At 33.2% G+C, this 25,071-nt stretch carries 28 protein-coding genes; 26 read left to right on the top strand and 2 right to left on the bottom strand.

What is annotated here, in order from left to right; all coding sequences use genetic code 11:
* Positions 1 to 7 precede the first annotated feature (7 nt).
* From JJQ93_RS07720 to JJQ93_RS07675, 10 genes are all read left to right on the top strand, one after another.
* Positions 8 to 379, top strand: coding sequence for a DUF8042 domain-containing protein (locus tag JJQ93_RS07720; RefSeq protein WP_274893333.1), 372 nt, complete (start codon positions 8 to 10; stop codon positions 377 to 379).
* Positions 376 to 2,145, top strand: a complete 1,770-nt coding sequence (locus tag JJQ93_RS07715; protein ID WP_274893332.1) for a motility associated factor glycosyltransferase family protein — start codon at positions 376 to 378, stop codon at positions 2,143 to 2,145. The genes JJQ93_RS07720 and JJQ93_RS07715 overlap by 4 nt, the downstream gene beginning before the upstream one ends.
* A 31-nt stretch (positions 2,146 to 2,176) precedes the next feature.
* Positions 2,177 to 3,163: an NAD-dependent 4,6-dehydratase LegB gene (locus JJQ93_RS07710; RefSeq protein ID WP_274893331.1), complete on the top strand. Its 987-nt coding sequence runs from the start codon at positions 2,177 to 2,179 to the stop codon at positions 3,161 to 3,163.
* Between the two features lie 15 nt (positions 3,164 to 3,178).
* Positions 3,179 to 4,351 carry a LegC family aminotransferase gene (locus JJQ93_RS07705; RefSeq protein ID WP_274893330.1) on the top strand — a complete coding sequence of 391 codons (1,173 nt, stop codon included), beginning with the start codon at positions 3,179 to 3,181 and terminating at the stop codon, positions 4,349 to 4,351.
* A 30-nt stretch (positions 4,352 to 4,381) separates the two neighbouring features.
* Positions 4,382 to 5,434, top strand: coding sequence for a sugar phosphate nucleotidyltransferase (locus tag JJQ93_RS07700; RefSeq protein WP_274893329.1), 1,053 nt, complete (start codon positions 4,382 to 4,384; stop codon positions 5,432 to 5,434).
* 35 nt (positions 5,435 to 5,469) lie between these two features.
* Positions 5,470 to 6,765: an ATP-grasp domain-containing protein gene (locus JJQ93_RS07695; RefSeq protein WP_274893328.1), complete on the top strand. Its 1,296-nt coding sequence runs from the start codon at positions 5,470 to 5,472 to the stop codon at positions 6,763 to 6,765.
* Between the two features lie 16 nt (positions 6,766 to 6,781).
* The gene (gene neuB / locus JJQ93_RS07690) at positions 6,782 to 7,783 is read left to right on the top strand and encodes an N-acetylneuraminate synthase (protein WP_274893327.1); all 1,002 of its coding nucleotides are present in this window, start codon (positions 6,782 to 6,784) and stop codon (positions 7,781 to 7,783) included.
* A complete protein-coding gene (neuC, locus tag JJQ93_RS07685; RefSeq protein ID WP_274893326.1) occupies positions 7,780 to 8,949 on the top strand; it encodes a UDP-N-acetylglucosamine 2-epimerase in 1,170 nt (389 codons plus the stop codon). The genes neuB and neuC overlap by 4 nt, the downstream gene beginning before the upstream one ends.
* Positions 8,946 to 9,641, top strand: coding sequence for an acylneuraminate cytidylyltransferase family protein (locus JJQ93_RS07680; protein WP_274893325.1), 696 nt, complete (start codon positions 8,946 to 8,948; stop codon positions 9,639 to 9,641). Before neuC ends, JJQ93_RS07680 begins: the two co-directional genes overlap by 4 nt.
* A gap of 223 nt (positions 9,642 to 9,864) precedes the next feature.
* Positions 9,865 to 11,127: an SH3 domain-containing protein gene (locus tag JJQ93_RS07675; RefSeq protein WP_274893324.1), complete on the top strand. Its 1,263-nt coding sequence runs from the start codon at positions 9,865 to 9,867 to the stop codon at positions 11,125 to 11,127.
* Here the strand turns inward: JJQ93_RS07675 and JJQ93_RS07670 are convergent, their stop codons facing one another.
* Entirely contained in the window at positions 11,128 to 11,862 is a 735-nt protein-coding gene (locus JJQ93_RS07670; RefSeq protein WP_274893323.1) for a TIGR03915 family putative DNA repair protein, read from the bottom strand.
* Between the two features lie 21 nt (positions 11,863 to 11,883).
* Positions 11,884 to 13,161: a putative DNA modification/repair radical SAM protein gene (locus tag JJQ93_RS07665; protein WP_274893322.1), complete on the bottom strand. Its 1,278-nt coding sequence runs from the start codon at positions 13,159 to 13,161 to the stop codon at positions 11,884 to 11,886.
* 143 nt (positions 13,162 to 13,304) lie between these two features.
* On the opposite strand from JJQ93_RS07665, the gene JJQ93_RS07660 reads away from it, so the two are divergent.
* The 16 genes from JJQ93_RS07660 (at position 13,305) to JJQ93_RS07585 (ending at position 25,064) form a co-directional block, all read left to right on the top strand.
* Positions 13,305 to 13,481 carry an aspartyl-phosphate phosphatase Spo0E family protein gene (locus tag JJQ93_RS07660; RefSeq protein WP_274893321.1) on the top strand — a complete coding sequence of 59 codons (177 nt, stop codon included), beginning with the start codon at positions 13,305 to 13,307 and terminating at the stop codon, positions 13,479 to 13,481.
* Positions 13,482 to 13,553: 72 nt separating this feature from the next.
* Positions 13,554 to 13,880, top strand: a complete 327-nt coding sequence (locus tag JJQ93_RS07655; protein WP_274893320.1) for a flagellar protein FlaG — start codon at positions 13,554 to 13,556, stop codon at positions 13,878 to 13,880.
* A 12-nt stretch (positions 13,881 to 13,892) separates the two neighbouring features.
* On the top strand, positions 13,893 to 15,404 hold the full coding sequence (gene fliD / locus JJQ93_RS07650) for a flagellar filament capping protein FliD (protein ID WP_274893319.1): 1,512 nt from the start codon (positions 13,893 to 13,895) through the stop codon (positions 15,402 to 15,404).
* Between the two features lie 37 nt (positions 15,405 to 15,441).
* Positions 15,442 to 15,828: a flagellar export chaperone FliS gene (gene fliS / locus JJQ93_RS07645; protein WP_274893318.1), complete on the top strand. Its 387-nt coding sequence runs from the start codon at positions 15,442 to 15,444 to the stop codon at positions 15,826 to 15,828.
* A gap of 6 nt (positions 15,829 to 15,834) precedes the next feature.
* Entirely contained in the window at positions 15,835 to 16,302 is a 468-nt protein-coding gene (gene flgN, locus JJQ93_RS07640; protein ID WP_274893317.1) for a flagellar export chaperone FlgN, read from the top strand.
* Positions 16,303 to 16,440: 138 nt separating this feature from the next.
* Positions 16,441 to 16,635 carry a zinc-ribbon domain-containing protein gene (locus tag JJQ93_RS07635; protein WP_013788614.1) on the top strand — a complete coding sequence of 65 codons (195 nt, stop codon included), beginning with the start codon at positions 16,441 to 16,443 and terminating at the stop codon, positions 16,633 to 16,635.
* Positions 16,636 to 16,809: 174 nt separating this feature from the next.
* The gene (locus tag JJQ93_RS07630) at positions 16,810 to 17,586 is read left to right on the top strand and encodes a basic amino acid ABC transporter substrate-binding protein (protein ID WP_274893316.1); all 777 of its coding nucleotides are present in this window, start codon (positions 16,810 to 16,812) and stop codon (positions 17,584 to 17,586) included.
* A 28-nt stretch (positions 17,587 to 17,614) separates the two neighbouring features.
* Positions 17,615 to 18,277, top strand: a complete 663-nt coding sequence (locus JJQ93_RS07625; protein WP_274893315.1) for an amino acid ABC transporter permease — start codon at positions 17,615 to 17,617, stop codon at positions 18,275 to 18,277.
* Complete coding sequence (locus tag JJQ93_RS07620; RefSeq protein ID WP_274893314.1) at positions 18,264 to 18,986, top strand: amino acid ABC transporter ATP-binding protein; 723 nt, start codon at positions 18,264 to 18,266, stop codon at positions 18,984 to 18,986. The genes JJQ93_RS07625 and JJQ93_RS07620 overlap by 14 nt, the downstream gene beginning before the upstream one ends.
* Before the next feature lie 142 nt (positions 18,987 to 19,128).
* Positions 19,129 to 19,668: a ribosome hibernation-promoting factor, HPF/YfiA family gene (gene hpf, locus JJQ93_RS07615; RefSeq protein ID WP_274893313.1), complete on the top strand. Its 540-nt coding sequence runs from the start codon at positions 19,129 to 19,131 to the stop codon at positions 19,666 to 19,668.
* Positions 19,669 to 19,793: 125 nt separating this feature from the next.
* Complete coding sequence (locus JJQ93_RS07610) at positions 19,794 to 20,435, top strand: hypothetical protein (protein ID WP_085111693.1); 642 nt, start codon at positions 19,794 to 19,796, stop codon at positions 20,433 to 20,435.
* A 213-nt stretch (positions 20,436 to 20,648) separates the two neighbouring features.
* Positions 20,649 to 21,914, top strand: coding sequence for an HD-GYP domain-containing protein (locus tag JJQ93_RS07605; RefSeq protein WP_274893312.1), 1,266 nt, complete (start codon positions 20,649 to 20,651; stop codon positions 21,912 to 21,914).
* Positions 21,904 to 22,467 carry a DUF5317 domain-containing protein gene (locus JJQ93_RS07600; RefSeq protein ID WP_274893311.1) on the top strand — a complete coding sequence of 188 codons (564 nt, stop codon included), beginning with the start codon at positions 21,904 to 21,906 and terminating at the stop codon, positions 22,465 to 22,467. Before JJQ93_RS07605 ends, JJQ93_RS07600 begins: the two co-directional genes overlap by 11 nt.
* A gap of 34 nt (positions 22,468 to 22,501) precedes the next feature.
* Positions 22,502 to 23,014, top strand: coding sequence for a transcription repressor NadR (locus JJQ93_RS07595; RefSeq protein ID WP_274893310.1), 513 nt, complete (start codon positions 22,502 to 22,504; stop codon positions 23,012 to 23,014).
* A 51-nt stretch (positions 23,015 to 23,065) separates the two neighbouring features.
* Positions 23,066 to 23,473 (top strand): bacteriohemerythrin, encoded by a 408-nt coding sequence (locus JJQ93_RS07590; protein WP_274893309.1) that lies wholly within the window; start codon positions 23,066 to 23,068, stop codon positions 23,471 to 23,473.
* 181 nt (positions 23,474 to 23,654) lie between these two features.
* Complete coding sequence (locus JJQ93_RS07585) at positions 23,655 to 25,064, top strand: ISLre2 family transposase (protein ID WP_274893308.1); 1,410 nt, start codon at positions 23,655 to 23,657, stop codon at positions 25,062 to 25,064.
* Positions 25,065 to 25,071 lie beyond the last annotated feature (7 nt).

The raw sequence follows: 25,071 nt of genomic DNA, 5'->3' as shown, positions 1-25,071 counted from the left end.
ATAATCAATGAGGGGTGCTATAATGCTTAACGATATGATGAAAGAAACTGTAGAAGAAAGCCTTGAGTATATTCCCAGGCTTATTGGTGGTATAGATGATGTGACAATGTTAATAGATGAAGGTAGGTATGCAGAAGCAAATACTTTGCTTATAAATGTTATAGATGGTCTTAATTGGTCAATAAAAGCAATAACATTGACTATGTCATTTCATGGTTACGATTTGGATGTTGAAAAAGTGAATGAGAGTCTAAACGCATTGATGAATGGAATTGAAAACTCAGATTATCAATTAATATCCGATTCGCTGAATTATGAGATTAAGGATATATTATCTGGATATATGAATCACTGCAAAAAAGGAGAGCTTAACTTATGAGTTCATTCGAAATTTTAAAAGCTAAAGATGGTAATGACACTTTGGTATATATGGATGGAAGAAAAAGAAATTTTTTACATAGTTCATATTATCCAGATAGAGAAGCAAAAGAATGGGCTGATGTCATTGAAATTAATGATGAATCTATATTGATTATCTATGGTATAGGATTAGGCTATCATGTTAATTATCTTTTGGGTAGATTATCACCCAATAATCGGCTGATATTGGTTGAACCATCAAATGAAATATTTCAATTTGCACTAAATAATGGATATTACGATAAATTTAAAAATAGACAGAATTTATATTTTATAAGTGAAGAATCAGAAGAAAAATTAAATGTAATACTGCAGGCTTATATACCGTGGGACAACTTCGAAAATGTTGTATATAAAGAATTTAAACAGTATCCTATCGTTTTTAGAGAATATTATGAAAAATTTGATAAATGCTTGCTGGAAACTATTAATTCTATGAGAATTAATAGGAATACGGCACTTTATTTTGCTGAACAATGGCAATCAAATTTTATGGAGAATTTGGAGTTTGTTTTTAGAAGTGTACCTGTTAAGTCTTTTTTTGATGTATTTAAAAATATTCCTGCAGTAATAGTTTCTGCTGGTCCTTCACTTGACAAAAACATTGATCAATTAAAAGAAGCAAAGGGTAAATGTGTCATAATATGTGTTGGGACAGCTTTAAAAGCGCTTTTGAAAAAAAATATTGAACCGGATTTTGTTGTATCAATAGATGGTGGAAAAAAGAATTTTGAGCATTTTGATGGACATAAAGTCAAATCTCCACTCGTGTACGATTTGACTTTATATCCTAAAATATTAAAAGAATATGAGGGGCCACTTATCATTGCAGAGATTGCATCAGAATATACGAAATTGCTTAGTGACAAATTATCGTTAGATTTTGGAAAATTAAGCACAGGGCCATCTGTAGCTAATTTATCTTTGGATTTTGCATATATGTTAGGATGCAACCCTATTATTTTTATGGGGCAAGATTTAGCGTATTCAGATCATAGGACACATGCATCTGGAACAACTTATGAAAAAGAAAAAATAAAAGAAAACCTTGATGAAAAAGAGTACATATATGTTGATGGCAATTATGAAGAAAAAGTTTTGACTGATCGCGTTTTACTTTCCTTTAAAACGTGGTTTGAAAATTATATATATGGGCATTCGGATAGGACATACATAAATGCTACAGAAGGTGGTGCGCTTATAAAAGGAACTAAAATAATGAGATTTGAGGAAGTAATTGAGTTATTTATGAAAAGAGAAATAAATATAAGCGATGAGATAGACAGTACATTGAAAAACGGAAAAATTAAATTAGATAAGAAGCAGATCGATGGATTTATAAAAGAGTTTGAAGATGCAATTAGAAAATTAGAAAAAATAAAAAATGACTGCATGCGTGCTGCAAAGCTTTCGAAAAAGATGTATAATGAATATCAAAAGGATGTTAATGCAGACGTATCGCATATAACATCGATATTAGATAAAATAGATAAAAGATTAAAAAACTCCAAAAATAGTTTTGTGTATATATCTTCTATATTAAACATAGTTACTACAAAAGTTTTAAAAGGTTTTAAACCTGAAAAAGATGAGACCGAAAAACAAAAAAAATTAAGAATTGCAATGATGTCATATACACTTTATCAAGGGATATATGATGCAATAGAAAAATCATTGGAAGGTTTAAAGAAATCATTAAAGACAGTTAACGAAATCAAACGATGATTAAGCTGAAGACTTTTTAGGAGGATATGTGATGAACTTAAAAAATAAAAAAGTTTTAGTTACAGGGGCGGGAGGATTTATTGGCTCACATTTAGCAGAAAGATTGGTGGAAATAGGTTCAAAAGTTAAAGTATTTGTCAGGTATAATGCTAATAATAATTGGGGTTGGTTAGAAAAATCTATGTATAAAGATGAGATCGAAATTTATAGGGGCGATATAAGAGATTATGATAGTGTTAGAGAGGCTATGAAGGGAGTAGATGTTGTTTTTCATTTAGCGGCATTGATTGGTATTCCATATTCATATATATCGCCTTTAGCTTATATTAAAACTAATATTGAAGGTACATACAATGTATTGCAAGCTGCTAGAGATCTTGAAACGAGTAGGATTTTAATAACGTCAACATCAGAAGTTTATGGTACTGCAAAATATGTCCCAATAGATGAAAAACATCCTTTTCAAGGCCAATCACCATACTCTGCTACGAAAATAGGAGCAGATAGGCTTGCTGAATCATTTTATAGAAGTTTTAATATGCCAATAACCATAGTTAGACCATTTAACACGTATGGACCAAGGCAATCGGCGAGAGCAGTTATTCCTACGATAATTACACAACTTCTTGCAGGCAAAGAAGAAATAAAATTAGGTGCATTGACTCCAACAAGAGATTTTAATTATGTTAAAGATACAGTCAATGGCTTTATCGAGATAGCTAAATCTGATAAAACTATCGGAGAAGAGATCAATATTGCAACACAGAAGGAAATATCAATAGGGCAACTTGCTGAAGAATTAATACGACAGATAAATCCCAATGCAAAAATAGTATGTGATGAGAAAAGATTGAGACCGGAAAAGAGCGAAGTAAATAGGTTGTTAGGATCTAATGAGAAAATTAAGAAATTAACAAACTGGAAGCCACAATATACTCTAGAACAGGGTTTGATTGAGACAATAGAATTCATTAAACAGAATTTAGATAGATATAAAGTAGATATTTATAATATATAAATAGGAATGATAATTATGAGTCAAAAATTTATTCCTCTATCTGTACCAAATTTGAAAGGGAAAGAGTTAGAATACGTAACTAAAGCAATAAAAACTGAATGGGTATCAACAAGTGGACCATTTGTCAATGAATTTGAAGAAAAAATTGCAGCATATGTTAATGTAAAAGGTGCTGTTTCCTGCCAAAATGGAACATCTGGATTACATATTGCACTTTTAGTTTGTGGTGTAACAAAAGATGATGAGGTAATCGTGCCTACGCTAACTTTTATTGCCGCAGTTAATCCAGTTAAGTATATTGGCGCAGAACCAATATTTATGGACTGTGATGATTCCCTTACTATGGATCCGGACAAACTATCAGAGTTCTGTAATAATGAATGTAGTTTTATAAATGGTAAATTAATCAACAATAAAACTAAGAAACATATAAAAGCAATAGTAGTTGTACATGTATTTGGAAATATGGCTGATATGGAAAAAATAATGGAAATTGCAGATAAATACAATTTGAAAGTAATTGAAGATGCTACTGAAGCTTTGGGAACTTTTTATATTGAGGGGAAATATAGAGGTAAATTTGCAGGAACTATTGGAACAGTAGGTGTTTATTCATTTAATGGAAATAAAATCATTACCACAGGTGGGGGTGGAATGATAGTTTCGAATGATAAAGAATTACTCAAAAGAGCCAAACACCTTACAACACAAGCAAAAAGTGATGAACTTTATTATACTCATAATGAAATTGGCTATAACTATAGAATGACAAATCTACAAGCCGCATTAGGGCTTGCTCAACTTGAACAGCTTGAAAGCTTTATTGCAGTAAAAGAAAAGAATTATAAATTATATAAAGAAAAATTGAAGGCAATACGAGGGCTGACAATTTTGAACTTCAGAGATATTATAAGACCAAATTATTGGTTTTATGCTATGTATTGCGACAAGCCATATCCTCTTAATAGAGACCAAGTTATTAACTATTTATCATCAAGAGGAATTCAATCACGACCAATATGGGGATTAATTAGTGATCAGAAACCATATATAGACAATCAAAAATATAAAATAGAAAAAGCAAAGAAATATCTTGAACATGTTGTTAATATTCCTTGCAGTTCTAATTTAAGTATGGAAGATGTATTATATGTTGTTGAATGCCTTATGAATCCCGGGAAAGCATAGAATATGGTTGTGAAGTAGGTGAATGTGAATATGTTGGATGTTAAAGATTTTTTAATTAATGAAGAATGTACAATGATTGAAGCTATGGAGCAATTAGATAAAGTAGCAAAGAAAGTTCTTTTTGTTGTTAGAGAAGGACAATTTGTTGCAGCTATAACAGATGGAGATATTAGAAGATGGATTCTTAAAAAAGGAAATCTTGATGCCAAAGTTAAAGATATTGCGAATTACAATCCTAAATTTATATATGAAAAAGATAAAGATAAAGCTAAAGCATATATGAAAAAATACTTTATTGAAGCATTGCCAATTTTAAATGAAAAAAATGACATTGTCTCGATTGTTTTATTAAATGATGATGAAGTTGGAATTAGAAAAGCGCTAAATGTACCAGTAGTTATTATGGCAGGTGGATTTGGAACGAGACTGTATCCATATACTAAGATTTTACCAAAACCGTTAATTCCAATTGGGGAAATACCTATTGCAGAACATATAATAAATAGATTTCATAAATATGGCTGCAATGACTTTTTTTTAATTGTAAATTATAAAAAAAATATGATAAAGGCTTATTTTAATGAAATAGATAAAGATTATATTATTAATTATATAGATGAAAGTAAACCTTTAGGTACAGGTGGCGGGCTAAGCTTGCTTAAAGGAAAGATTAATGAGACCTTTATACTTTCAAATTGTGATATTCTCATTAATGAAGATTATGAAAAGATTTATAAATTTCATAAAGAAAGAAACTATATAATTACAATGGTTTGTTCATTAAAAAATATTCAAATACCTTATGGAGTGATTGAGATAGGTGAGAATGGTGACATAGAGAAGATAAAAGAAAAGCCTAAATTTTCTTTTTTTACAAACACAGGAATGTATGTTGTAGAACCTAGGGTTATAGAAGAATTAGAAGAAAACCATGCAATAAACTTCCCCGATATTATACAGAAATACAAAGATAAAGGAGAGAGAATAGGTGTATATCCAATAAGTGAACATTCATGGATGGATATGGGTCAGTTTAATGAAATGGAAGAAATGAGAAGAAGATTAGAAGAAGGTGGTTTATAATGACTTTTTTAATTTTATACTAGAGGGTGATTATTATGAAAAAAAGGGTATTAGTTTATCCTTGTGGAACAGAGATAGGACTTGAGATATATAGATCAGTAAAAAATTCAATTCATTTTGAATTAATAGGTGGCTCAAGTACATATGACCATGGACGCTTTGTATATAAGAATCATATTGATAATTTACCTTTTATAACCGATGATAGTAAACTAGAAGAAATTATCAAATTTAATGAGTTAATAAAGAAATATAATATTGATTTTATTTATCCAGCAATGGATGGAGTTTTATATAAATTTGCTGAGTATAGAGATTATTTAGATTGTACGTTAATAGCTCCTAAATTCGAAACTGCAATAATAACACGTTCAAAGAGTAAGACATATAATTTATTAAAGGATTATATTGAAGTCCCTAAAATATATGATTTTAATGATCCACATCTTGTTTATCCATTATTTGTAAAACCTGATGTAGGGCAAGGATCAAAATATACTCGGTTATTACGGAGTCCAAAAGATTTAGAATTTTATATTCAAGGAAATGAGACAAAAGGAATGTTATTACTTGAATATCTCCCAGGACCTGAATATACTGTAGATTGTTTTACTAATAATGAAGGTAAATTAATTTATGTAGGTGGTAGAGGTAGAAAACGCATTAGAGACGGAATTAGTGTAAATACGATTGAAGAAAAAAATGATGAGTTAAAAAAAATTGCAGAAATTATCAATTCTAAAATTCAACAAAAAGGTGGCTGGTTTTTTCAAGTTAAAAAAAATTTAAATGGAGATTTTTCATTACTGGAAGTTGCTTCACGAATTGCTGGAACATCTTCTTTCACAAGAAATCTAGGAGTGAATTTGCCTTTATTGACGCTTCATCTTTTCAATGGCAATGACATTGATTCCGTAATTGTAAATAACTATAATTTAGAATTAGACAGGGCTTTATACAATAAGTTTAACAATGATATCAAATATAGTCGCGTTTATATTGACTACGACGATACTTTAATGGTAAATGGAAAAGTTAATACTCAAATTATTGCGTTTTTATATCAATGTGTGAATGAGGATATACCAATTACATTGATTACAAAGTATGAAGGTGATTTAGAGGAAGAATTAAAAAAGCATAAATTAGTAAGTCTTTTCGATGACATTATTCATATAAGAACCGATGATGAAAAGTATAAACATATAAAAGAAAAAGATTCGATTTTTATTGATGATTCTTATGGGGAGCGTTTAAAGGTTAAAAGCAAGTTAGGGATAAATGTATTTGATGGGCATATGATAGAATGTTTATTAAAGGATATTGAATAAATTGGGAGTGTGACAAATGCCAAGAAGAGTTTTTATTATTGCAGAAGCTGGAGTAAATCACAATGGTGACATTGAGAATGCTAAAAAATTAATTTATGTAGCTAAAGAATCAGGGGCAGATGCTGTAAAATTTCAGACTTTTAAGGCAGAAAAAGTGATATCAAAATTTGCGCAAAAGGCAGAATACCAAAAAAAGACTACTGGAGAAAGTGATACTCAGTTGGATATGGTAAAAAAATTAGAATTATCATATAAAGACTTTAAAGAATTAAAAAAATATTGTGATGAGGTTGAGATAAACTTTATGTCAACTCCATTTGATTTAGATAGTATTGAGTTTTTAAATGAGCTAAATATAGATGTATTTAAAATTCCATCAGGAGAAATAACAAATTTGCCATATTTAATTAAGATTGCACAGACGAACAAGCCTATTATAATGTCTACAGGAATGAGCACTTTAGATGAAATAGAAGCAGCCATAAATATTCTGAGACAAAACGGCAGTGGTGAGGTTACATTACTTCACTGTACAACTGAGTATCCAGCACCATATAAAGATGTAAATTTAAGAGCTATGAAAACATTAAGAGAAAGATTTAAAGTAAATGTAGGTTATTCTGATCATACAAAGGGCATTGAAATACCGATAGCTGCAGTTGCCATGGGAGCTACAGTTATAGAGAAGCACTTTACACTTGACAGAAATATGGAAGGTCCTGATCATAAAGCCAGCTTAGAGCCTGATGAATTAAAAGCAATGGTTCAGGCTATTAGAAATGTAGAATCTGCATTGGGAGATGGTATAAAAAGACCTACAGAATCTGAAATAAAAAATATTGAAATTGCACGAAAAAGCATAATTGCAAAACGTGATATAAAAAAAGGAGAGATTTTTACTGAGGAAAATATAACAGTTAAAAGGCCAGGCAATGGAATAAGTCCAATGAAATGGTTTGAAATTTTAGGAAAGACTGCAGTGAGAGATTTTAAAGAAGATGAGTTGATCGAATTATGAAAAAGATAAGTATATTAACAGCAACAAGAGCGGAATATGGATTATTAAAGCCAATAATTAAAAAATTGAAAGAAGTTCCGGATTTTGATGTGCGTATTGTTGTTACAGGCGCTCATTTGTCACCAGAATTTGGTCTAACATATAAAGAAATTGAACAAGATGGAATTGATATTGATGAGAAAATAGAGATATTATTGAGTGCTGATACGCCATCAGCAATTAGTAAATCAATGGGATTAGCTATGATAAGTTTTGCAGATTATTTTAGTAAGTTAAATCCTGATCTATTAGTTGTTCTTGGTGATAGATATGAAACATTAGCTGTTTGTTGTGTAGCTATGAATCAAAGAATTCCTATTGCACATCTCTATGGAGGAGAAACAACAGAAGGTGCTATAGATGAATCTATACGTCATGCAATTACAAAACTTAGCTATTTACATTTTACAAGTACAAATGAATATCGAAAGCGTGTAATCCAACTTGGAGAAAATCCTGAACGTGTTTTTTGCGTTGGAGCTATTGGTATTGAAAATATTTTTAATGAACAGCTTATGAGTAAGTCAGAACTTGAAAAAGCAATTAATTATAAGTTAGATAAACCTTATGCCGTTGTAACATTTCACCCAGCGACATTAGATGAAAGTACCTCGGCTAATCAGTTTGAAGCATTGTTGGATGCATGTAAAAAACATAAAGATATGAAATTCATATTTACAAAAGCAAATGCTGATGTAGATGGACGTATTATTAATAAGAAAATTGATGAATTTGTAGCAGAGAGTGCTAATGCCATATCATTTGAATCGTTAGGAACAAAAAGATATTTAAGTGCAGTAAAATATAGTTCAATGGTTATTGGAAATTCATCGAGCGGATTGATAGAAGCTCCAAGTTTTGGCATACCAACTATTAATATTGGGGATCGCCAAAAAGGAAGATTGCAAGCAACTAGTGTTATTAACTGTGAACCTATTACTGAAGAAATTGATAAAGCAATTAACCTAGCGTTAACAGAAGAATTTAAGAATAAATCAAGAAATACTATAAACCCATATGGTGATGGCAACACATCAATGAAAATAGTTGAAGTTTTAAAAGATTTTTTGTTAGGAGATAAGATTAATCTTAAGAAAAAGTTTTATGATCTGGAGGTATGTGAGTGAAAAATATAGCAATAATTCCAGCAAGAAGTGGATCTAAGGGTTTAAAGAATAAAAACATTAGATTACTTAATGGCAAACCGTTGATATCATATACAATTGAAGCTGCTCAAAGATCCGGTTTATTTGATGAAATATTTGTATCAACAGATTCCATTGAATATGCTAAAATTGCACAAGAATTTGGTGCCAGTGTTCCATTTTTGAGGAATAAGGAATTAGCAACGGATAATATATCTTCTTGGGATGTTGTTAAAGATGCATTGCTTAATTATAAAAAACTTGGTAAGGAATTTGATACAGTTGCTTTATTGCAACCAACATCACCACTAAGGAAACATTATGATATTATTAATGGATATGACCAGATGAGAAGAAAAAACGCTAATGCTGTAGTTGCTGTATGTGAAGTTGACCATTCACCATTATGGTGCAATACATTATCTGAAGATGAATCGCTTCAAAATTTTATAAAAGAAGAGCTGATAAAGATTCCACGGCAATTTTTACCTAAATACTATCGAATAAATGGAGCGTTATACATAGTAAAAACTAATTATCTTATGTCTACGGAAAATATATATAGTGAAAAGTGCTATGCTTTAATAATGGCAAAAGAACATTCTATAGATATCGATGATGAGATGGATTTTATAATTGCTGAAGCTTTGATGAGGTCAAATTTAAGCCAATAGAATATGAAATATTCAAAAGGACATGACTGTTACTTTTGAATAAATTGATGACATAGAAATCAGTTAATAGATTGTGCAAATTGTAATTGTCTTGAATGTGTTATAGCCTAAATCTATATTTCAGTCGATGGAATATATAACTTTTTTTATAGACTAATATAAATAGATTAACTAAAATAACATTTTGGGGGTGTTTTATATTATACCCGGAACAAAGTTAGAGATGCTTGATGCCGAATACTGGATAGAAAAGATACCCGATGCTGATAGCCTTATAATGACGCAAGATGATATTATGAAGTTCAATCAAAAGATTGTAGAAAAATGCGGTAGCGTATATGATTTAAAAAGCTATAGGGATAGTCTTACTTATGATGAATTGTTGTCTTTGATAAGAGAATATAAATTGCCAGAAAAAGAGATGTATTTTAGAAATGGTGAAGTAGTGAAAAGAGATTTTTATTATCATATAACTGGCAATTTAAATATCACTGAAATAAAAGAAGTCAATCCAGTACAGTACGGTATCACCATAAGAAAGACATCTCTTAGAAGCTTTCCTACGGAGATAGCGGTATACAGCAAGAAAGGCGATATCGAATTTGATAGATTTCAAGAGACATCGTGTCAAGCATTAGAGCCTGTTTTGGTGCTTCACGAAAATAAAGATGAAAAGTGGTATTTTATCCAGATGTACAACTACAGAGGATGGGTAAAGGCATGTGATATAGCAATCGCCAAAAATAAGGAAGAAGTGTTTGATTATCTTGATACAGATGACTTCATAATGATGACTGGAAATCATGTCAAAACGCATTTTAATCCTTATGATAGAAATGTATCTGAAATTCAGTTTGACATGGGAACGAAAATACCACTGGAAAAAGATATGATTTACAGTGTAGGTAATCAATCTACTTATGGCAATTATGTTGTTAAGCTTCCTTCAAAGGATGATAAAGGCAATTTAGTATTTAAAGATGGTCTTATATCGATAAAAGAAGATGTCCATTGGGGCTATGTCCCATACACGAGAGCCAATATTTTAAATCAGGCGTTTAAACTTATTGGCGATAGATATGGATGGGGAGATAGCTTCAATGGCAGGGATTGCTCCAGCTTTGTCATGTATGTATACAAGACATTTGGATTTAAGCTTCCAAGAAATGCTGATGAGCAGGAAAAATGTCCAGGAATAGTCTATAAATTTTCTGATGGATTATCATTAGATGAGAGAATAAAGGTTTTTGATAAGATTAAGCCTGGCGCAGCTTTATACATGCCGGGTCATGCTATGATGTACGTTGGAATGGATGGCGGAGTGCCTTACATCATACATGATTTTACTGGATATGGAGCAAAAAATGGAGATAAGTATAATTTTGTGCCGATTAATGAGGTCATGGTCACATCATCACTTCTACCTACATCAAATGGCATGCCATTTATAGATAGATTTTCTTCTGCCATTCAGTTTGAGATGTAGTTATTGCTTTTCTGTAAGCATATCCCAGTATTTTTTAGGCATGTGTTGTCTTTGAAGCCTTAGGTTTTTTCTTTCTTCTATAGAGATGCTTTTATGATACATTTTCCATAGGATTTCGTAGTCTTCTGTGTCTTTCATATTAGATATATTTTCAAGAGGCATGTCGATGATTATCCATGCTTTTTTATCGTATATTGCCGACAAGTTCCTCTTTTCGTCGTGTATTATGAAATACTGGTCTTGAAATCTTTCAGCAAAGTGAGGCATTATGATAGGCAGTACGTTGTAGTCTGGATGTATCTTGGCAATAAACAATCCTTTTTTGACTTCTTTAAATCTGATTAATTCGATCATCTTGTACGCTTCATGTTTTACTCTTTGGCTTAATTTTGTCACTTCATGGACTATGTCATTTTGAATGAAGTAGTCTATTTTTTTGCCTATTTTAAAGCCTAACCTGATATATTTATATATCAGCATATATGACGACTCCAACTCTGACAGATAAACGTAGTAAATATTTTTGAGTGCTTCTTTTGATATTTTTGTCGTAATGGCATTTTGCACCTTATCTGATTTGTCTATATCCGTTGACACGAACACATCATGGCCAAGAAAGTTTATTTGATGATTGACTTCAGAAAAAATATCATTGGGATGTTGGTGACTGTAATACGATTCGTATATAACGGTCATGAGGCCATCAAATGTCCCATCGAATATGTAGTTTATCATATATCTACTCTCCTAACTAAGCTATACGATTATCGGCAAATTGTTAAATGCATTATTATTGATGTCGAATATGCTAAGCTGTCCATCTAAAATGCGATTTTTATTGGTAGTTAGTTTATTTTTTATTTTGTCTTTTTCTATTTCACATTCACCATAGTACTTTCCATTGCATGTTATAAAGTATTTTGCCCTTTTTAATACGACTCCCAGTTTTTTAAGTGAATCATAGTTAAGGTTAGCAGCTTTCCGCGCCTTCACAATCCGCTTTGCTGTCCTTAAACCTATGCCTGGTACTCGTAAAAGCATATTGTAGTCTGCAGTATTTACTTCGACAGGAAATAGGTTTAGATTTTTCATGGCCCAGTTGATTTTTGGATCTAGTGATACATCGAAATTCGGTTCTTCTTCGGTGAGCAATTCATCAGCCTTGAAATTGTAGTACCTTAAAAGCCAATCAGCTTGATACAAGCGGTGCTCCCTTAAAAGAGGAGGTGATGATACTCCCAAAAGATTGTTGCTATTAAAAACGGGAATGTATGCAGAGTAATACACTCTTTTAAGGTCATAATATTTATACAGATTCTCTGATAATTTTAATATAGTCCTATCGCTTTCTGGTGTTGCACCTATGATAAGCTGTGTCGTCTGTCCTGCAGGCACAAATTTATCTGTGTGGCGCATCAGCTTTTTTGATTCACTCTTTTCCAAAAGTTGACTGTGTATGAAGCTCATTGGCTTTATTATTGATTCTTTTGTCTTTTGAGGTGCCAATAATTTTAAAGACTTTTCTGATGGAAGCTCGATATTTACACTCATGCGATCTGCGTAAAGGCCGGCCAACCTAATGAGATTTACGTCTGCACCTGGGATAGCCTTTAAATGTATGTATCCGTTAAAATTGTATTCCTCCCTCAGTTTTTTGACAGTCTTAATGAGAAGCTCCATCGTGTAGTCAGGGCTTTTGTATACAGCAGAGCTTAAAAACAATCCTTCTATGTAATTTCTGCGGTAAAAATTTATCGTAATGTCAGCAAGCTCGTCTGGGGTAAATATTGCTCTTTCTACATCATTTGAACATCTGTTTACACAATATGAGCAGTCGTAGATGCAGATGTTTGTAAAAAGTATTTTTAGAAGGGATATGCACCTGCCGTCTTCAGACCAACTGTGGCATATACCATAGAAGGATGCATTTCCTATTCCGCCATTTTTGTTTTCTCTATCGCTTCCGCTGGATGAGCATGACACATCGTATTTTGCTGCATCAGCCAATATACTTATCTTTTTGAGAAGATCCATGTTAAAACACCTCAATGATATTATAACACAAACATACGTTCAGGCAAAAGCAATTAAATCATGCTGAAAAAAATTTAATAAAAATTTCTTAAAGCCGATATATAAAAATGAAGTAAGTTACAATAGCTTATATGGAGGAGAAAATGGCAAAGATCATAAGAGAACATTACTATAAAAATGATTCAGTGGAGGAGAAGATAAAGCTTTTGAAGAAAGAGCTTAATAAGAACATAGTAGATATGGCGAAAGCGCTGGAGATAAGTCAGGAATTAGATAAGCTTATTGTAGAATACATGTCTTGCGAAAAAAGCGCTAAATAAATTCACTAATTTTTTAAAATATTTTGCCGATATAGAAATTAACATGTGAGTTATTTTTAGGGAGGTATATAGATGATTCAAAATATATCATTAGAAGGAGGAAATGGAAAGCTAAATAGCTTGTTGACTGGCAAGATTGATGACGTAAAAGAGATTTTCAAAAATCCGGTTGATGAGAAAACGGTAAAAGACGAAATAAACGACGTCAACAATAAAATCAAGAAAAATGACGGCACATATTTTGAATTTTCTGTTCACAAACCTACAAATACGATCGTAGTGAAAATTGTAGACAGCAGGACAAATGAAGTCATAGACGAGATCCCGCCAGAAAAAATATTGGATTTGGTGGCGGGATTGTGGAAAATAGCAGGGCTTTTTGTTGATAGAAAAATTTAGGAGGAGTGTAGTATGGATCCTATTACAATGCAAAACTCTACTACAAGTAATTTGCTTAGAATAAGCGGTCTTGCATCAGGAATAGATACTGATTCTATTGTGAAGCAGCTTATGACGGCTGCAAGTCAGCCCCTTTATCAATTGGAGCAGCAAAAGCAGTGGTTACAGTGGCAGCAGGAGGATCTTCAAGACATAAATACAAAGCTTTTGACACTAAGGGACAATACTTTGTTTAGCATGAAGTTGCAAGGGACATATCTTGCAAAAACAGTTTCATCAAATACATCAATTGCGACGGCTACAGCGGGTGTAAATGCTGTAAATGGGACATATCAATTAACTGTAAAAACTCTTGCATCAGCAGCTACCGCAACAAGCCAAAATACTATTAATTCAGGAGATGTTATTAACGATACAGGTAATGATATAACTTTAACTATATCAAATGGAGACGCTAATAGTTCGGCTACAATTACGATAAAGAGTGGGCAAACAATAAATGATTTAGTTACAGCTATTAATAGTGTGTCAAATACAACTCATATTAATGCAACGTATGATAGCAATTTAGGAAGGTTATTTTTGGTTTCAAGTACGACTGGAAGTAATTCACAAATAAATATTTCAGAAAGTGATACAAGTAATACTATTTTAACTAAATTAAATTTATATATACAAAACGGAAATAACGCGGATTTTATTTTTAATAATGTTGAGATCACAAATAGTACTTCGAACAATGTTACGGTGGCAGGAATAAATGTCAATCTTACAGGTATAGGTTCAACAACCCTCTCTGTTCAGACAGATACAGATACAATATACAATAGTATAAAGAGTTTCGTTGATGCATATAACGATGTGATCACAACTATAAATTCAAAATTGACAGAGCAAAGGTATTATGACTATCAGCCATTGACAGATGATCAGAAAAAGCAGATGACGCAAGACGATATTACTGCGTGGCAACAGAAAGCCAGAAGCGGTGATTTAAGCGGAAATGACAATCTTACGTCCATATATTACAGCATGAGAAATGCCATATCAGGCACTGTGATTGCTTCTGACGGCACTAAGATGACTTTAAGCTCTATTGGGATAACTACTGGTCAGTGGTATGAAGGAGGTAAGCTTTATATAGATGATACGAAGCTTAAAGATGCAATACAAAAAAATCCGCAGGAAGTAATGGATCTATTTACAAAAATAACGGAATCAACGACAGATGTAAATGCGACACCTGGTTCTAGTCAAAATGACGGAATAGCAGCAAGGCTCTATTATATAGTAAATAATGGTATAAACTCGATTACGAAAGAAGCTGGTGGGGGGCAGTATCAACTGTATGACAACAGCTTTTTGGGTCAGCAAATTAATGATTTAAATCAGAGAATTTCAGATATGCAGGATCACCTAAATACGCTTGAGCAGCAGTATTATGATCAATTTACTCAATTAGAGACGTATATGGCGCAGATGAATTCGCAGAGCCAGTGGCTAAGCCAACAACTTAGTGGTTAATAAAGTTGATGCAATAGGCAGGAAGGGGAATTGATAAATGATTGATCCATACTTGGAATACAAACGGAATTCCATAATGACGGCAAGTCCTGAAGAGCTAGTTATGATGCTGTATAATGGCATTATCCGTTTTGTGAATGAAGCGAAACAGGCGATAGATGATAAAAATATCGAAAAAGCTCATAACAGCATAACAAGAGCGCAGGACATAGTATTAGAGCTTATGGCGACTCTTGACATGCAGTATGATATATCGAAAAATCTTTACAGCATTTATGATTTTATTTCAAGAAGGCTGATAGATGCAAATTTAAAAAAAGATAAAAAGCCGTTAGACGAAGTGATATCTTTGATAACAGAGCTTAGAGATACATGGGGAGAAGCGATGGGAAAAGTTCGAGCAAAAGTTTATTCTAAAGGTTGATATAGTATGGTAAGCGATATAAAAAAATTGATAGAGTTGGCTGAAAAAAAATTAAATTATTTAAATGAAATGCTTCAACTAAATAACCAGTTAAACATAGCCATAAATTCACAAAAGCTTGATGACATAAAAAACATACTGGAGAAAAAACAAGACATCATAGCAAGCATTGATGAGATAGACAGTGAATTTCTGCCTATGTACAATCTGTACAAGAAAGTAAATAGGATTGACAGCATTTTTAATACACCTAATAATAGTGCAGATAAAAGCGTGTTAAAGGGAATACTGATAGATATAAAAGGCACATTAGAAAAAATAAAAGAAGTTGAAGATAAAAATTTAGAGGATATAAACTGCGCTTTTAAAAATCTTGAAGAAAAAATAAATGACGTAGCAAAAGGGAAAAAAGGATATATAGAGTATCTTAAGTATTACACACCTGGCAGCTATTTTGTGGATAAAAAGCGTTAAATGTTTATGCAGTAATAATTATACAATTTTTAAAATTTTAAAATTTATTGATAAAACTCTTAACTGGTGGTATAATATTACTGTATAGTCTAATTGGCTATACAGTAAATAAATGTCAAAGTGAGGGGATTATTTATTATGTATCAAGACAAGACATTGGTCTGCAAAGACTGTGGGGCAGAATTCGTGTGGACTGCCGGTGAACAAGAATTTTATGCTCAGAAAGGCTTTCAAAATGCGCCAGTAAGGTGCAAAGCATGCAGAGATGCTAAAAAGCAGAGAAACAATCAGTTTAACTCCAGGAGAGGAAGAGTTGCTGGAGCAAATAAGTAATCCCCTTCACTTTTGCAAGAAGTAAAGAGGATTATTGAGGGCATTCCGAAAGGGATGCCCTTTAATCATTTTTCCACCAGAAAATTTTTTGATGCGTTAAAAAATATATTGCAATATTATGCATGTGATAGTATAATTATTTAGTAAATTATCTATTGTCGGGAGGAGAAAAAATTGAAAAAAAGGTTGATAATATCTTTAATTCTTATTACTATTATGTCTATCGCACTAAGTGGTTGTTCGAAACAGTCTACGCTAAGCAGAGTGAAAAAATCAGGAGTTATCGTCATGGGTACCAGCGCTGATTTTCCACCGTTTGAATTTCACAAAGTTGTCAATGGTAAAGATACTATAATGGGATTTGATGTGGATTTGGCCAATGCAATTGCCAAAAAGTTAGGCGTAAAACTAGAGATAAAAGATATGGACTTTACAGGGCTTATTCCAGCTCTTCAAAGCGGCCAGATTGACATGGCTATTGCAGGTATGAATGCAACACCAGAGAGAAAGAAAAACGTTGATTTTTCCGATGAGTATTATAATTCTGAGCAAGTTTTAGTCGTGAAAGATACCAGCAATATAAATAACTTAAATGACTTGAAAGGAAAGACGGTAGCTGTGCAGCTTGGCACTACATCTGATGATGCGGCTAAGAAGATAAAAGGAATAGACATAAAAGAGTTAAATAGATTAGGCGATGCATTTTTGTCATTGGAAAATGGCAGGGTAGACGCTATATTGATGGAAAGCACAATTGCAGATGCATACTTAAATGAGTATAAAGACATGAAGATGCTTCACATAAAAGAGATAAATGAAGCTGTGCCAGGATACTCAGTCGCTGTTGCAAAAGGGAATCAGGATCTGGTAAACCAGATAAATAGCGTAATAAAAGAGCTTAAAGACAGCGGCGAATACGAAAAAATGTTAAACAAATGGATGGGAAAATAAAGCCTCTTGAAAGGAGAAAAAAAGGTTAATGAATCTTGATTTTTCAAGCATGCCACAATACACACAGCTTTTTATAAACGGACTCATAATGACAATAGAGCTTACTATTATATCTGTGGCAATAGGCGCTGTATTGGGATTGATAGTTGCTTTAATGAAGATGTCCAGCGTGAAAGTATTGAGCTTTATTGGCTCAGCATACGTTGAGATAATAAGAGGTACACCGCTTTTGGTTCAGATACTCATCATATACAACGGTTTGCCTCAGTTTGGCATAAAGTTTCCTGGATTTGTAGTAGGCATAATAGCCCTTTCTATGAACAGTGCAGGCTATGTGGCGGAGATAATACGCTCGGGAATTCAGGCGGTGGATCCGGGACAGATGGAAGCTTCTCGCTCTTTAGGCATGTCTCACAGCATGGCCATGAGGTACGTTATAATTCCCCAGGCAATAAAGAATATTTTGCCGGCTTTAGGCAACGAATTTGTCGTAATGTTGAAAGAATCGTCTATAGTGTCTGTTATAGGCTTTGCAGATCTTACAAGGCAAGCAGAGATAGTATCCAGTGTCACATACAGGGCATTTGAGCCGCTTATAATTATAGCAGCCATTTACTTTGTGATGACGCTGGTATTCTCAAGGCTTTTAAGCAAGTTTGAAAGGAGGTTAAGGACTGGTGATACGCGTTGATAACCTCCATAAAAGATTTGGCAATTTAGAAGTCTTAAAAGGTGTAAGCTTAGAAGTAAAAAAAGGTGAAGTTTTGGTAATAATCGGTCCAAGTGGTTCTGGGAAAAGCACTATATTAAGGTGCATAAACCTTCTTGAGGAGCCGACAAAAGGTGACATATACATCGAAGGGGAAAAAATCAACGACAAAAAAGCTGATATAAATAAGATACGTCAAAAAGTCGGCATGGTTTTTCAGCACTTTAATTTATTTCCGAATATGACGGCTATCGGCAATATAACGCTGGCTCCTATCAAAGTAAAGAAGATGGACAAAAAAACTGCAGAGGATATTGCAATGAGATTGTTAAAGAAAGTTGGTCTGGAAGACAAAAGAGATGCATATCCTGTGAAGCTATCTGGAGGTCAGAAGCAAAGGCTTGCTATTGCCAGAGCGCTGGCTATGCAGCCGGATGTGATGCTTTTTGATGAGCCTACATCTGCACTGGACCCAGAGATGGTCAAGGAAGTATTGAATGTCATGAAAGAGCTGGCGAATGAAGGCATGACGATGGTAGTAGTGACACATGAGATGGGTTTTGCAAGAGAGGTTGCAGATAGAGTCATTTTTGTAGATGACGGAGTGATTGTGGAGGAAGGTACTCCTGAAGAGCTTTTTGCCAATCCTAAAAGCCCAAGGACAAAAGAATTTTTCAGCAAAATACTATAAGTTTGACGGGGTGCGGAAGCACCTTTTTTATTCATCATTATATTTTGCAAAATTCGCAAAATATTAATAAGAATTTATGCAGGAATATTAGATTTCATGTAGAATTATAATAATATAGACATAAAGAAAGGAGTTGTATTGTATGAGGATTACAGTAAGCGGTAGAAATGGCATGGCTATAACAGATGGACTTAGAAATGCAGCTATAAAGAGTTTAAGCAAGATAGAGAAGTTTTTTGCGGATGACACAGAAGCACGTGTCGTCATGAGTGTTCAGAAAAATAACCAGATTGCAGAGGTTACGATACCTTTTAGAGGGATGATATTTAGAGCTGAAGAGGTAAGCGACGATATGTACGCTTCGATAGATAATGTCGTTGATAAGCTTGAAAAACAAATACTCAAGTACAAGACGAAACTGAAAAACAATTTTACACCAGATTCTATAAGATTTGATGTTCAACAGGATTACATAAAAAATGATGTTCAGGATGAGTCGGAGTTTGAAGTTGTAAAGACTAAGAGATTTCCTGTGAAGCCTATGTCGGTGCAGGAAGCCATACTTCAAATGAACCTTTTAGGTCATAATTTCTTCGTATTTACGAATTCCGAGACAGACGATTTTACGGTTGTGTATAAGAGAAAAGACGGCAAATATGGTTTGATAGAGCCGACAATGTGAAGATACAATTGAGGGTTAAAAAAACCCTCAATTTTTTTATGCGATAAAGAAGGAAAATAGAATTTTTTGTAGAATATTATTCCTGTATGTGTAAAAGTTGATTGAAAAAATGGAGTGTGAGCACGTTGATTGAATTTACAAAAGAAGTTATCAATTCTATGGAAGAATTGATAAATAGGGTACAAAGTGTAATATCAAGTAGAGTTATAGCTGAAAACGGACAGATTGCGGAGATTCACGTTTTAGCTGATACATCAAGAAATGCAAAGCAGATCGCAAGAGATGTACAATCGGTTTTAATGGCTGAGTTTAAAGTAGATGTAAACTACAAAATAATTAGCGTCGCACAGGTGGAGACAAGTGGCAGATACTATAACGATGAGAGGATTGCTTTTACAAATTTAACGTTTGCCAACAATGGAGTGAACTTAGAAGCAACCGTTGTCCTTACAAAGGGTTCTGAAATGTATGAAGGTGTATATAAAGGTGTAAATACAGAGAGGAACAAAAATAGGATAATCGTGAATGCCACACTTGAGTGTGTATCCAAAATACTTCCAGATGATCACAATCTCATTTTAGAAGATGTTGATATATATTCTTTTGCCAAAAAGCGTATAGCCATAGTCGCAGTGACACATGCAACACCTCAAGGAGAGGAGCTTCTTGTAGGCTCCAGCATCGTAAAAAAAGATGAAGGTGAAGCACTTGTAAAAGCGACATTAGACGCTTTAAACAGGCGTGTCATTTCGACAGTCGATAATTAAATAGCTTATTTTTACCCAAACCTTTATTAAGCGTAGCGTTTCGCCTGAAGCTTGAGAAGCTTGAGAGCATCTTTGGTAAAGGAGGGTTTCAGGATGAAAAAAGCAACAATCATAAAAGTACTTCTTGCTTTATTGGCATTAGCACTTGCTGGAGGAGCAAACTATAAATGGGGGTAATATGGGTTTGGGTATATTTTTATGGAGGATGATAATGTGAGTAAAAGATTAATTTTATATATATCGTTTGTTGTAGCGTGTGGCTTATCATTAATAATTTATTCTGTATTTAAGATAAATCCACATCATATTTTAGATGTTATAATTTTAATTATTTTTGCTGCGGTTTGTGAGTCATTGCCTATATACATAAATTCTGATGTTTCTGTTTCAGTTGCTTATGCAGTAGATTTAATGGCATTGCTTGTATTTGGACCTTATGAAGGAGCTGTAATTGCTGCATTAGGTAATTTGCTTCTAGTTAGTAATGCTAATGGGAAAATAAAATGTGCTTTAAATACTCCATATTATAAAACGTTATTTAATATATCACAAATTGCAATAAGTGTTTTTATGGCTGGCATAACCTATAAATATTTAGGTGGGCGAAGCGGATATATATACCCCAAATATCTTGTCGAAGCAATTATTGCATCATGTGTGTACTATCTATTTAATTCAGGCATAGTTGCTGTACTCATAAAATTGTTGACTAATAAATCCTTTATGTCGATCTGGATAATGGATTTTAAATGGGGAACGATTAACTTCTTATTTCTTGCTTTTATAGGTATATTAATGACATCAGTGTTTGTTAAATTTGGTTATATAGCCCTTTTAATCTTTTTCGTGCCACTTATCATGGTAAGGTATATGTTCAAGTTAAATATGGAGATTAAACAGTCTTACTATGACACCATAAATGCCCTTACAAAGGCGTTAGAGACCAAAGATAGGTATACTTTGGGACATTCTAAAAGCGTAGAAAAATTAGCCGTTTATCTTTGCAGAGAAGCTGGATTCAGCGAGGCACACACTGAAATGGTGCGTATAGCTGCGCTTTTGCATGACGTAGGCAAGATAGGCATTGTTGAAAATATCTTAAACAAACCTGGGAAACTATCGAAAGAAGAATACGATCATATCAAACAGCACCCTGTAAGCGGTTATGAGATATTGAAAGATGTGCCTTTTTTAAAAAACGTAAGGTATTGGGTTAGGTATCACCATGAATGGTACAATGGAAATGGCTATCCTGATGGGATAAGCGGAAGGCAGATACCACTGGAGGCAGAGATACTGGCCATTGCAGATGTGTTTGATGCGCTTGTATCAGATAGGCCTTACAGAAACGCCTACACTAGAGAAGAAGCGTACAAGATAATAGTTGATAATGAAGGTACGCAGTTTAGCCCGAGAATTATAAAGCTCTTTAAAAAAGCATACGAAAAGAACAAGGAGGATTTCAAACATGATTTTTGATTCTCTTGGCGCTTCATTCATATACGGTTTTCTATTAAGGAGAGGGAAAATAAGCGGCATTGCCGACATAGATATAAAAATGCCTATTTTTTTTATACTTGGCTTTGGACTTGAGTTTGGAGTGCTTAATTTAACGGATAAATACCCAATCATAATGACGTATAGAGCGTACATACATTTTTTGGATTATTTGATGCTTTTTATAGGATTGTGGTACAATCGACATAACAAATACATGAGAATAATAGCCGTAGGCATCATTTTAAATTTCATAGTCATTTTTGCAAATGGTGGAAGGATGCCTGTATCGGTTAATTCCCTTAAAGCGGCAGGCATCGGCTATTTAGTGCCTGAGCTTACAAAAAACATCATTCCGACTCATCAAGCCATGACTTCATCTACGAAGCTAAAATTTTTGTGTGATGTTCTTTACCTGCCAAAGCCGTATCCTCTTCCAAAGACTTTCAGCATAGGTGACTTATTTATAGCAACTGGGATTTTTCTAATGGTTTCAAATGCCATGATAAATGCCTCTAAGAGAGTTAAAATATAAATGTGTATTTTGTGACTTTAAGAGGTGTTGATGGATGAATTCGGCAGAGAGAAGAGATAAGATATTAGAGATTTTAAAAGCAGAGAAAGAACCTGTAAAAGGCAATAGATTGGCGGATGTTTTGGGTGTTACGAGGCAGGTAATTGTGCAAGACATAGCCATATTAAGAGCAGAGGGTATAAAGATATTGTCTACTCCGCAAGGCTACATATTAAGCTCAAGCGATAAAGGCAAATATACAAAAGTAATTGTGAGCAAACATTATTTTGATAAAACAGAGGAAGAACTTAATACTATTGTGGATAATGGCGGAAAAGTCTTAGATGTGATTGTTGAACATCCTCTCTATGGTGAAATAAGAGGACTATTGATGATTTCATCTCGGTATGATGTTGAAAGATTTATGGAAAGCGTGAAAAATGCTAAAGCAACCCTTTTATCATCATTGACAGAAGGTGTTCATCTGCATACTGTAGAAGCTGATTCAAAAGAAGTTTTAGATAGAATCGAAAAAAAACTTAAAGAAAAGGGTTTTTTTGTCGAATAAATATATATTATAATTATTATATAAAAAGAATTTTCGAGAGGAGGAGTTGGAGTGATAAAGTGGCAGCAGTCATTGTCTGTGGGCATAGACATGATAGATGATGAACACAAAGAACTTTTCAATAGGGTTAACGATGTTTTTGAGGCATGTATGAAGCAGCAAGGTCAAGACAAAGTCTATGAGATACTGGGATTCTTAAGAGAATACACAGTGAAACATTTTGGCGATGAGGAAAAACTTTTAGAAAAGTATAAGTACCCAGAATTGCCTCAGCATAAAAAGCTTCATGAGAAATTTATAAGCGACATACAAGAAATAGAAAACGACGTTAAAAAGAATGGTGTCAGCGTATCAATAATAACCACTTTAAACCGCAAGTTAGTCGATTGGCTTATAAACCATATAAGCAAAGTAGACAAAAAATACGGTGAATACATAAAGGCACATCCGTTAAATTGAAATATTAAAGATCCATGTTTTATAGTGAGGACAACATGGATCTTTTTATATTTAAGGACAATACCCTTAGTGTAAAATTTTCTTAGGTGAAAAAGCAGGAAAATAGCGATAAAATGTAGAAATAAGACCTCACCATCCTCCCAAAAGGATGAGTAAAAAATAAATAGGAAGGTGAGGTCTTATGAAAATAATTCAACATACACTTCAAAAATTCCTGCTTGTTGTAGAAAAAATTATTGGATTGCTTAATGGAAAATATACCTATCTGGAATTTGAAGAAGAACTTAAAAAAATTCTAAATGAATTAGGAAAAGAGATTTGTGCAGATGTACTTCATGAACTTGATCAAAACATATATAAAGACAAAAGTGAAAGGAAAAACTGGGTGGTAGTCCAAAAAGATTGTGAAAGGACAATAACAACTGTATTTGGAGATATCACATACAAAAGACGGTACTACAAAAACAAAGAAACAGGAGAGAAGGCATATCTCGTAGATAAAGCTGCTGGCATTCAAAAATATGAAAGAATAGATGCTGAGCTTAAGGCTGATATAACGGATCTTTCTACAATACTCTCATATCAAAAAACCACTCAGGAACTTAAAAGAAATGGAGCTAACTGCAATGTAAGCCGGCAAACAGTAATGAACACATTAAGAAAAATAGACAACCTTCAAACATATGAAAAGCCAAAGGCTAAAAAAGAAATAGAAACTCTATACATAGAAGCTGATGAAGACCATATACATCTTCAAAACGGCAAACCAGACATTGCAAAATTAATATACGTACACGAAGGAAAACAAACAATAACAAAAGGCAGAAATGAATTAAAAAATGCCGTATACTTTTCAGGTGTATACGAAGGAGAAAAAGTAGAAGAGTTATGGAAAGAAGTATGGGAGTACATTGCAAGCACATATAACGAAGACAAAATAAAACGCATATACGTATCTGGAGATGGAGCAGAATGGATAAAATTTGGAGTAAAATATCTGCCTAACGCCGTATACGTATTAGACCTATTCCATCTACAAAAATACATAACAGCTGCAATAAAAGAAGATAAAAAAACAAAGAGAGAACTATGGAAAGCCATATTTAAAGCAGACAAACAAAAAGTCAATGAGCTTTTAACGCAAAAATATAAAGAAGTAGAATTAAACGGCCCAGAAAATCCCGTAACGAAGTGCCAAACATATATAAATAACAATTGGGATGGAATAAATTCATACAGCCTTTACAAGGAAGAAATAACAGGATGCAGTGCAGAAAGTCATGTAAGTCATGTACTTTCGGAAAGATTATCAAGTAGACCAATTTCATGGAGCAAGGTTGGAGCTCACAAAATGGCAAAATTAAGAGCAATAAAAGCAAGCGGCATATCGTTGAAAGATGCCGTATTAAAACAGCAATATGAAAGCTTAAAGCCAATAGAAATACCAAAGCAAACAGTGTATAAAGCGAAACAGCAACTAAAGAAAATAAAATCAACTTGTGAAAACATGATAAGCTTGCCAATATTGCAAAATAAAAAAACATTAACAAGTCAGGCTATAAAATCATTACTATTGAGAAGTGCCATTTAAAAGTATG

The sequence above is a fragment of the Thermoanaerobacterium sp. R66 genome, from assembly GCF_028895185.1.
GTDB lineage: Bacteria > Bacillota > Thermoanaerobacteria > Thermoanaerobacterales > Thermoanaerobacteraceae > Thermoanaerobacterium.
This window is presented reverse-complemented; position numbering and strand designations above follow the sequence as displayed.

Excerpts from the sequence above, each read along its gene's own strand:
- JJQ93_RS07665 (WP_274893322.1), bottom strand. The coding sequence starts at position 13,161 with ATGGATCTTCTCAAAAAGATAAGTATATTGGCTGATGCAGCAAAATAC.
- JJQ93_RS07715 (WP_274893332.1), top strand. The coding sequence starts at position 376 with ATGAGTTCATTCGAAATTTTAAAAGCTAAAGATGGTAATGACACTTTG.
- fliD (WP_274893319.1), top strand. The coding sequence starts at position 13,893 with ATGGATCCTATTACAATGCAAAACTCTACTACAAGTAATTTGCTTAGA.
- JJQ93_RS07705 (WP_274893330.1), top strand. The coding sequence starts at position 3,179 with ATGAGTCAAAAATTTATTCCTCTATCTGTACCAAATTTGAAAGGGAAA.
- JJQ93_RS07595 (WP_274893310.1), top strand. The coding sequence starts at position 22,502 with ATGAATTCGGCAGAGAGAAGAGATAAGATATTAGAGATTTTAAAAGCA.
- JJQ93_RS07585 (WP_274893308.1), top strand. The coding sequence starts at position 23,655 with ATGAAAATAATTCAACATACACTTCAAAAATTCCTGCTTGTTGTAGAA.
- JJQ93_RS07700 (WP_274893329.1), top strand. The coding sequence starts at position 4,382 with ATGTTGGATGTTAAAGATTTTTTAATTAATGAAGAATGTACAATGATT.
- JJQ93_RS07660 (WP_274893321.1), top strand. The coding sequence starts at position 13,305 with ATGGCAAAGATCATAAGAGAACATTACTATAAAAATGATTCAGTGGAG.
- JJQ93_RS07720 (WP_274893333.1), top strand. The coding sequence starts at position 8 with ATGAGGGGTGCTATAATGCTTAACGATATGATGAAAGAAACTGTAGAA.
- JJQ93_RS07635 (WP_013788614.1), top strand. The coding sequence starts at position 16,441 with ATGTATCAAGACAAGACATTGGTCTGCAAAGACTGTGGGGCAGAATTC.
- neuB (WP_274893327.1), top strand. The coding sequence starts at position 6,782 with ATGCCAAGAAGAGTTTTTATTATTGCAGAAGCTGGAGTAAATCACAAT.
- flgN (WP_274893317.1), top strand. The coding sequence starts at position 15,835 with ATGGTAAGCGATATAAAAAAATTGATAGAGTTGGCTGAAAAAAAATTA.
- JJQ93_RS07675 (WP_274893324.1), top strand. The coding sequence starts at position 9,865 with ATGCTTGATGCCGAATACTGGATAGAAAAGATACCCGATGCTGATAGC.
- JJQ93_RS07695 (WP_274893328.1), top strand. The coding sequence starts at position 5,470 with ATGAAAAAAAGGGTATTAGTTTATCCTTGTGGAACAGAGATAGGACTT.
- neuC (WP_274893326.1), top strand. The coding sequence starts at position 7,780 with ATGAAAAAGATAAGTATATTAACAGCAACAAGAGCGGAATATGGATTA.
- JJQ93_RS07670 (WP_274893323.1), bottom strand. The coding sequence starts at position 11,862 with ATGATAAACTACATATTCGATGGGACATTTGATGGCCTCATGACCGTT.
- fliS (WP_274893318.1), top strand. The coding sequence starts at position 15,442 with ATGATTGATCCATACTTGGAATACAAACGGAATTCCATAATGACGGCA.
- hpf (WP_274893313.1), top strand. The coding sequence starts at position 19,129 with ATGAGGATTACAGTAAGCGGTAGAAATGGCATGGCTATAACAGATGGA.
- JJQ93_RS07655 (WP_274893320.1), top strand. The coding sequence starts at position 13,554 with ATGATTCAAAATATATCATTAGAAGGAGGAAATGGAAAGCTAAATAGC.
- JJQ93_RS07600 (WP_274893311.1), top strand. The coding sequence starts at position 21,904 with ATGATTTTTGATTCTCTTGGCGCTTCATTCATATACGGTTTTCTATTA.
- JJQ93_RS07625 (WP_274893315.1), top strand. The coding sequence starts at position 17,615 with ATGAATCTTGATTTTTCAAGCATGCCACAATACACACAGCTTTTTATA.
- JJQ93_RS07710 (WP_274893331.1), top strand. The coding sequence starts at position 2,177 with ATGAACTTAAAAAATAAAAAAGTTTTAGTTACAGGGGCGGGAGGATTT.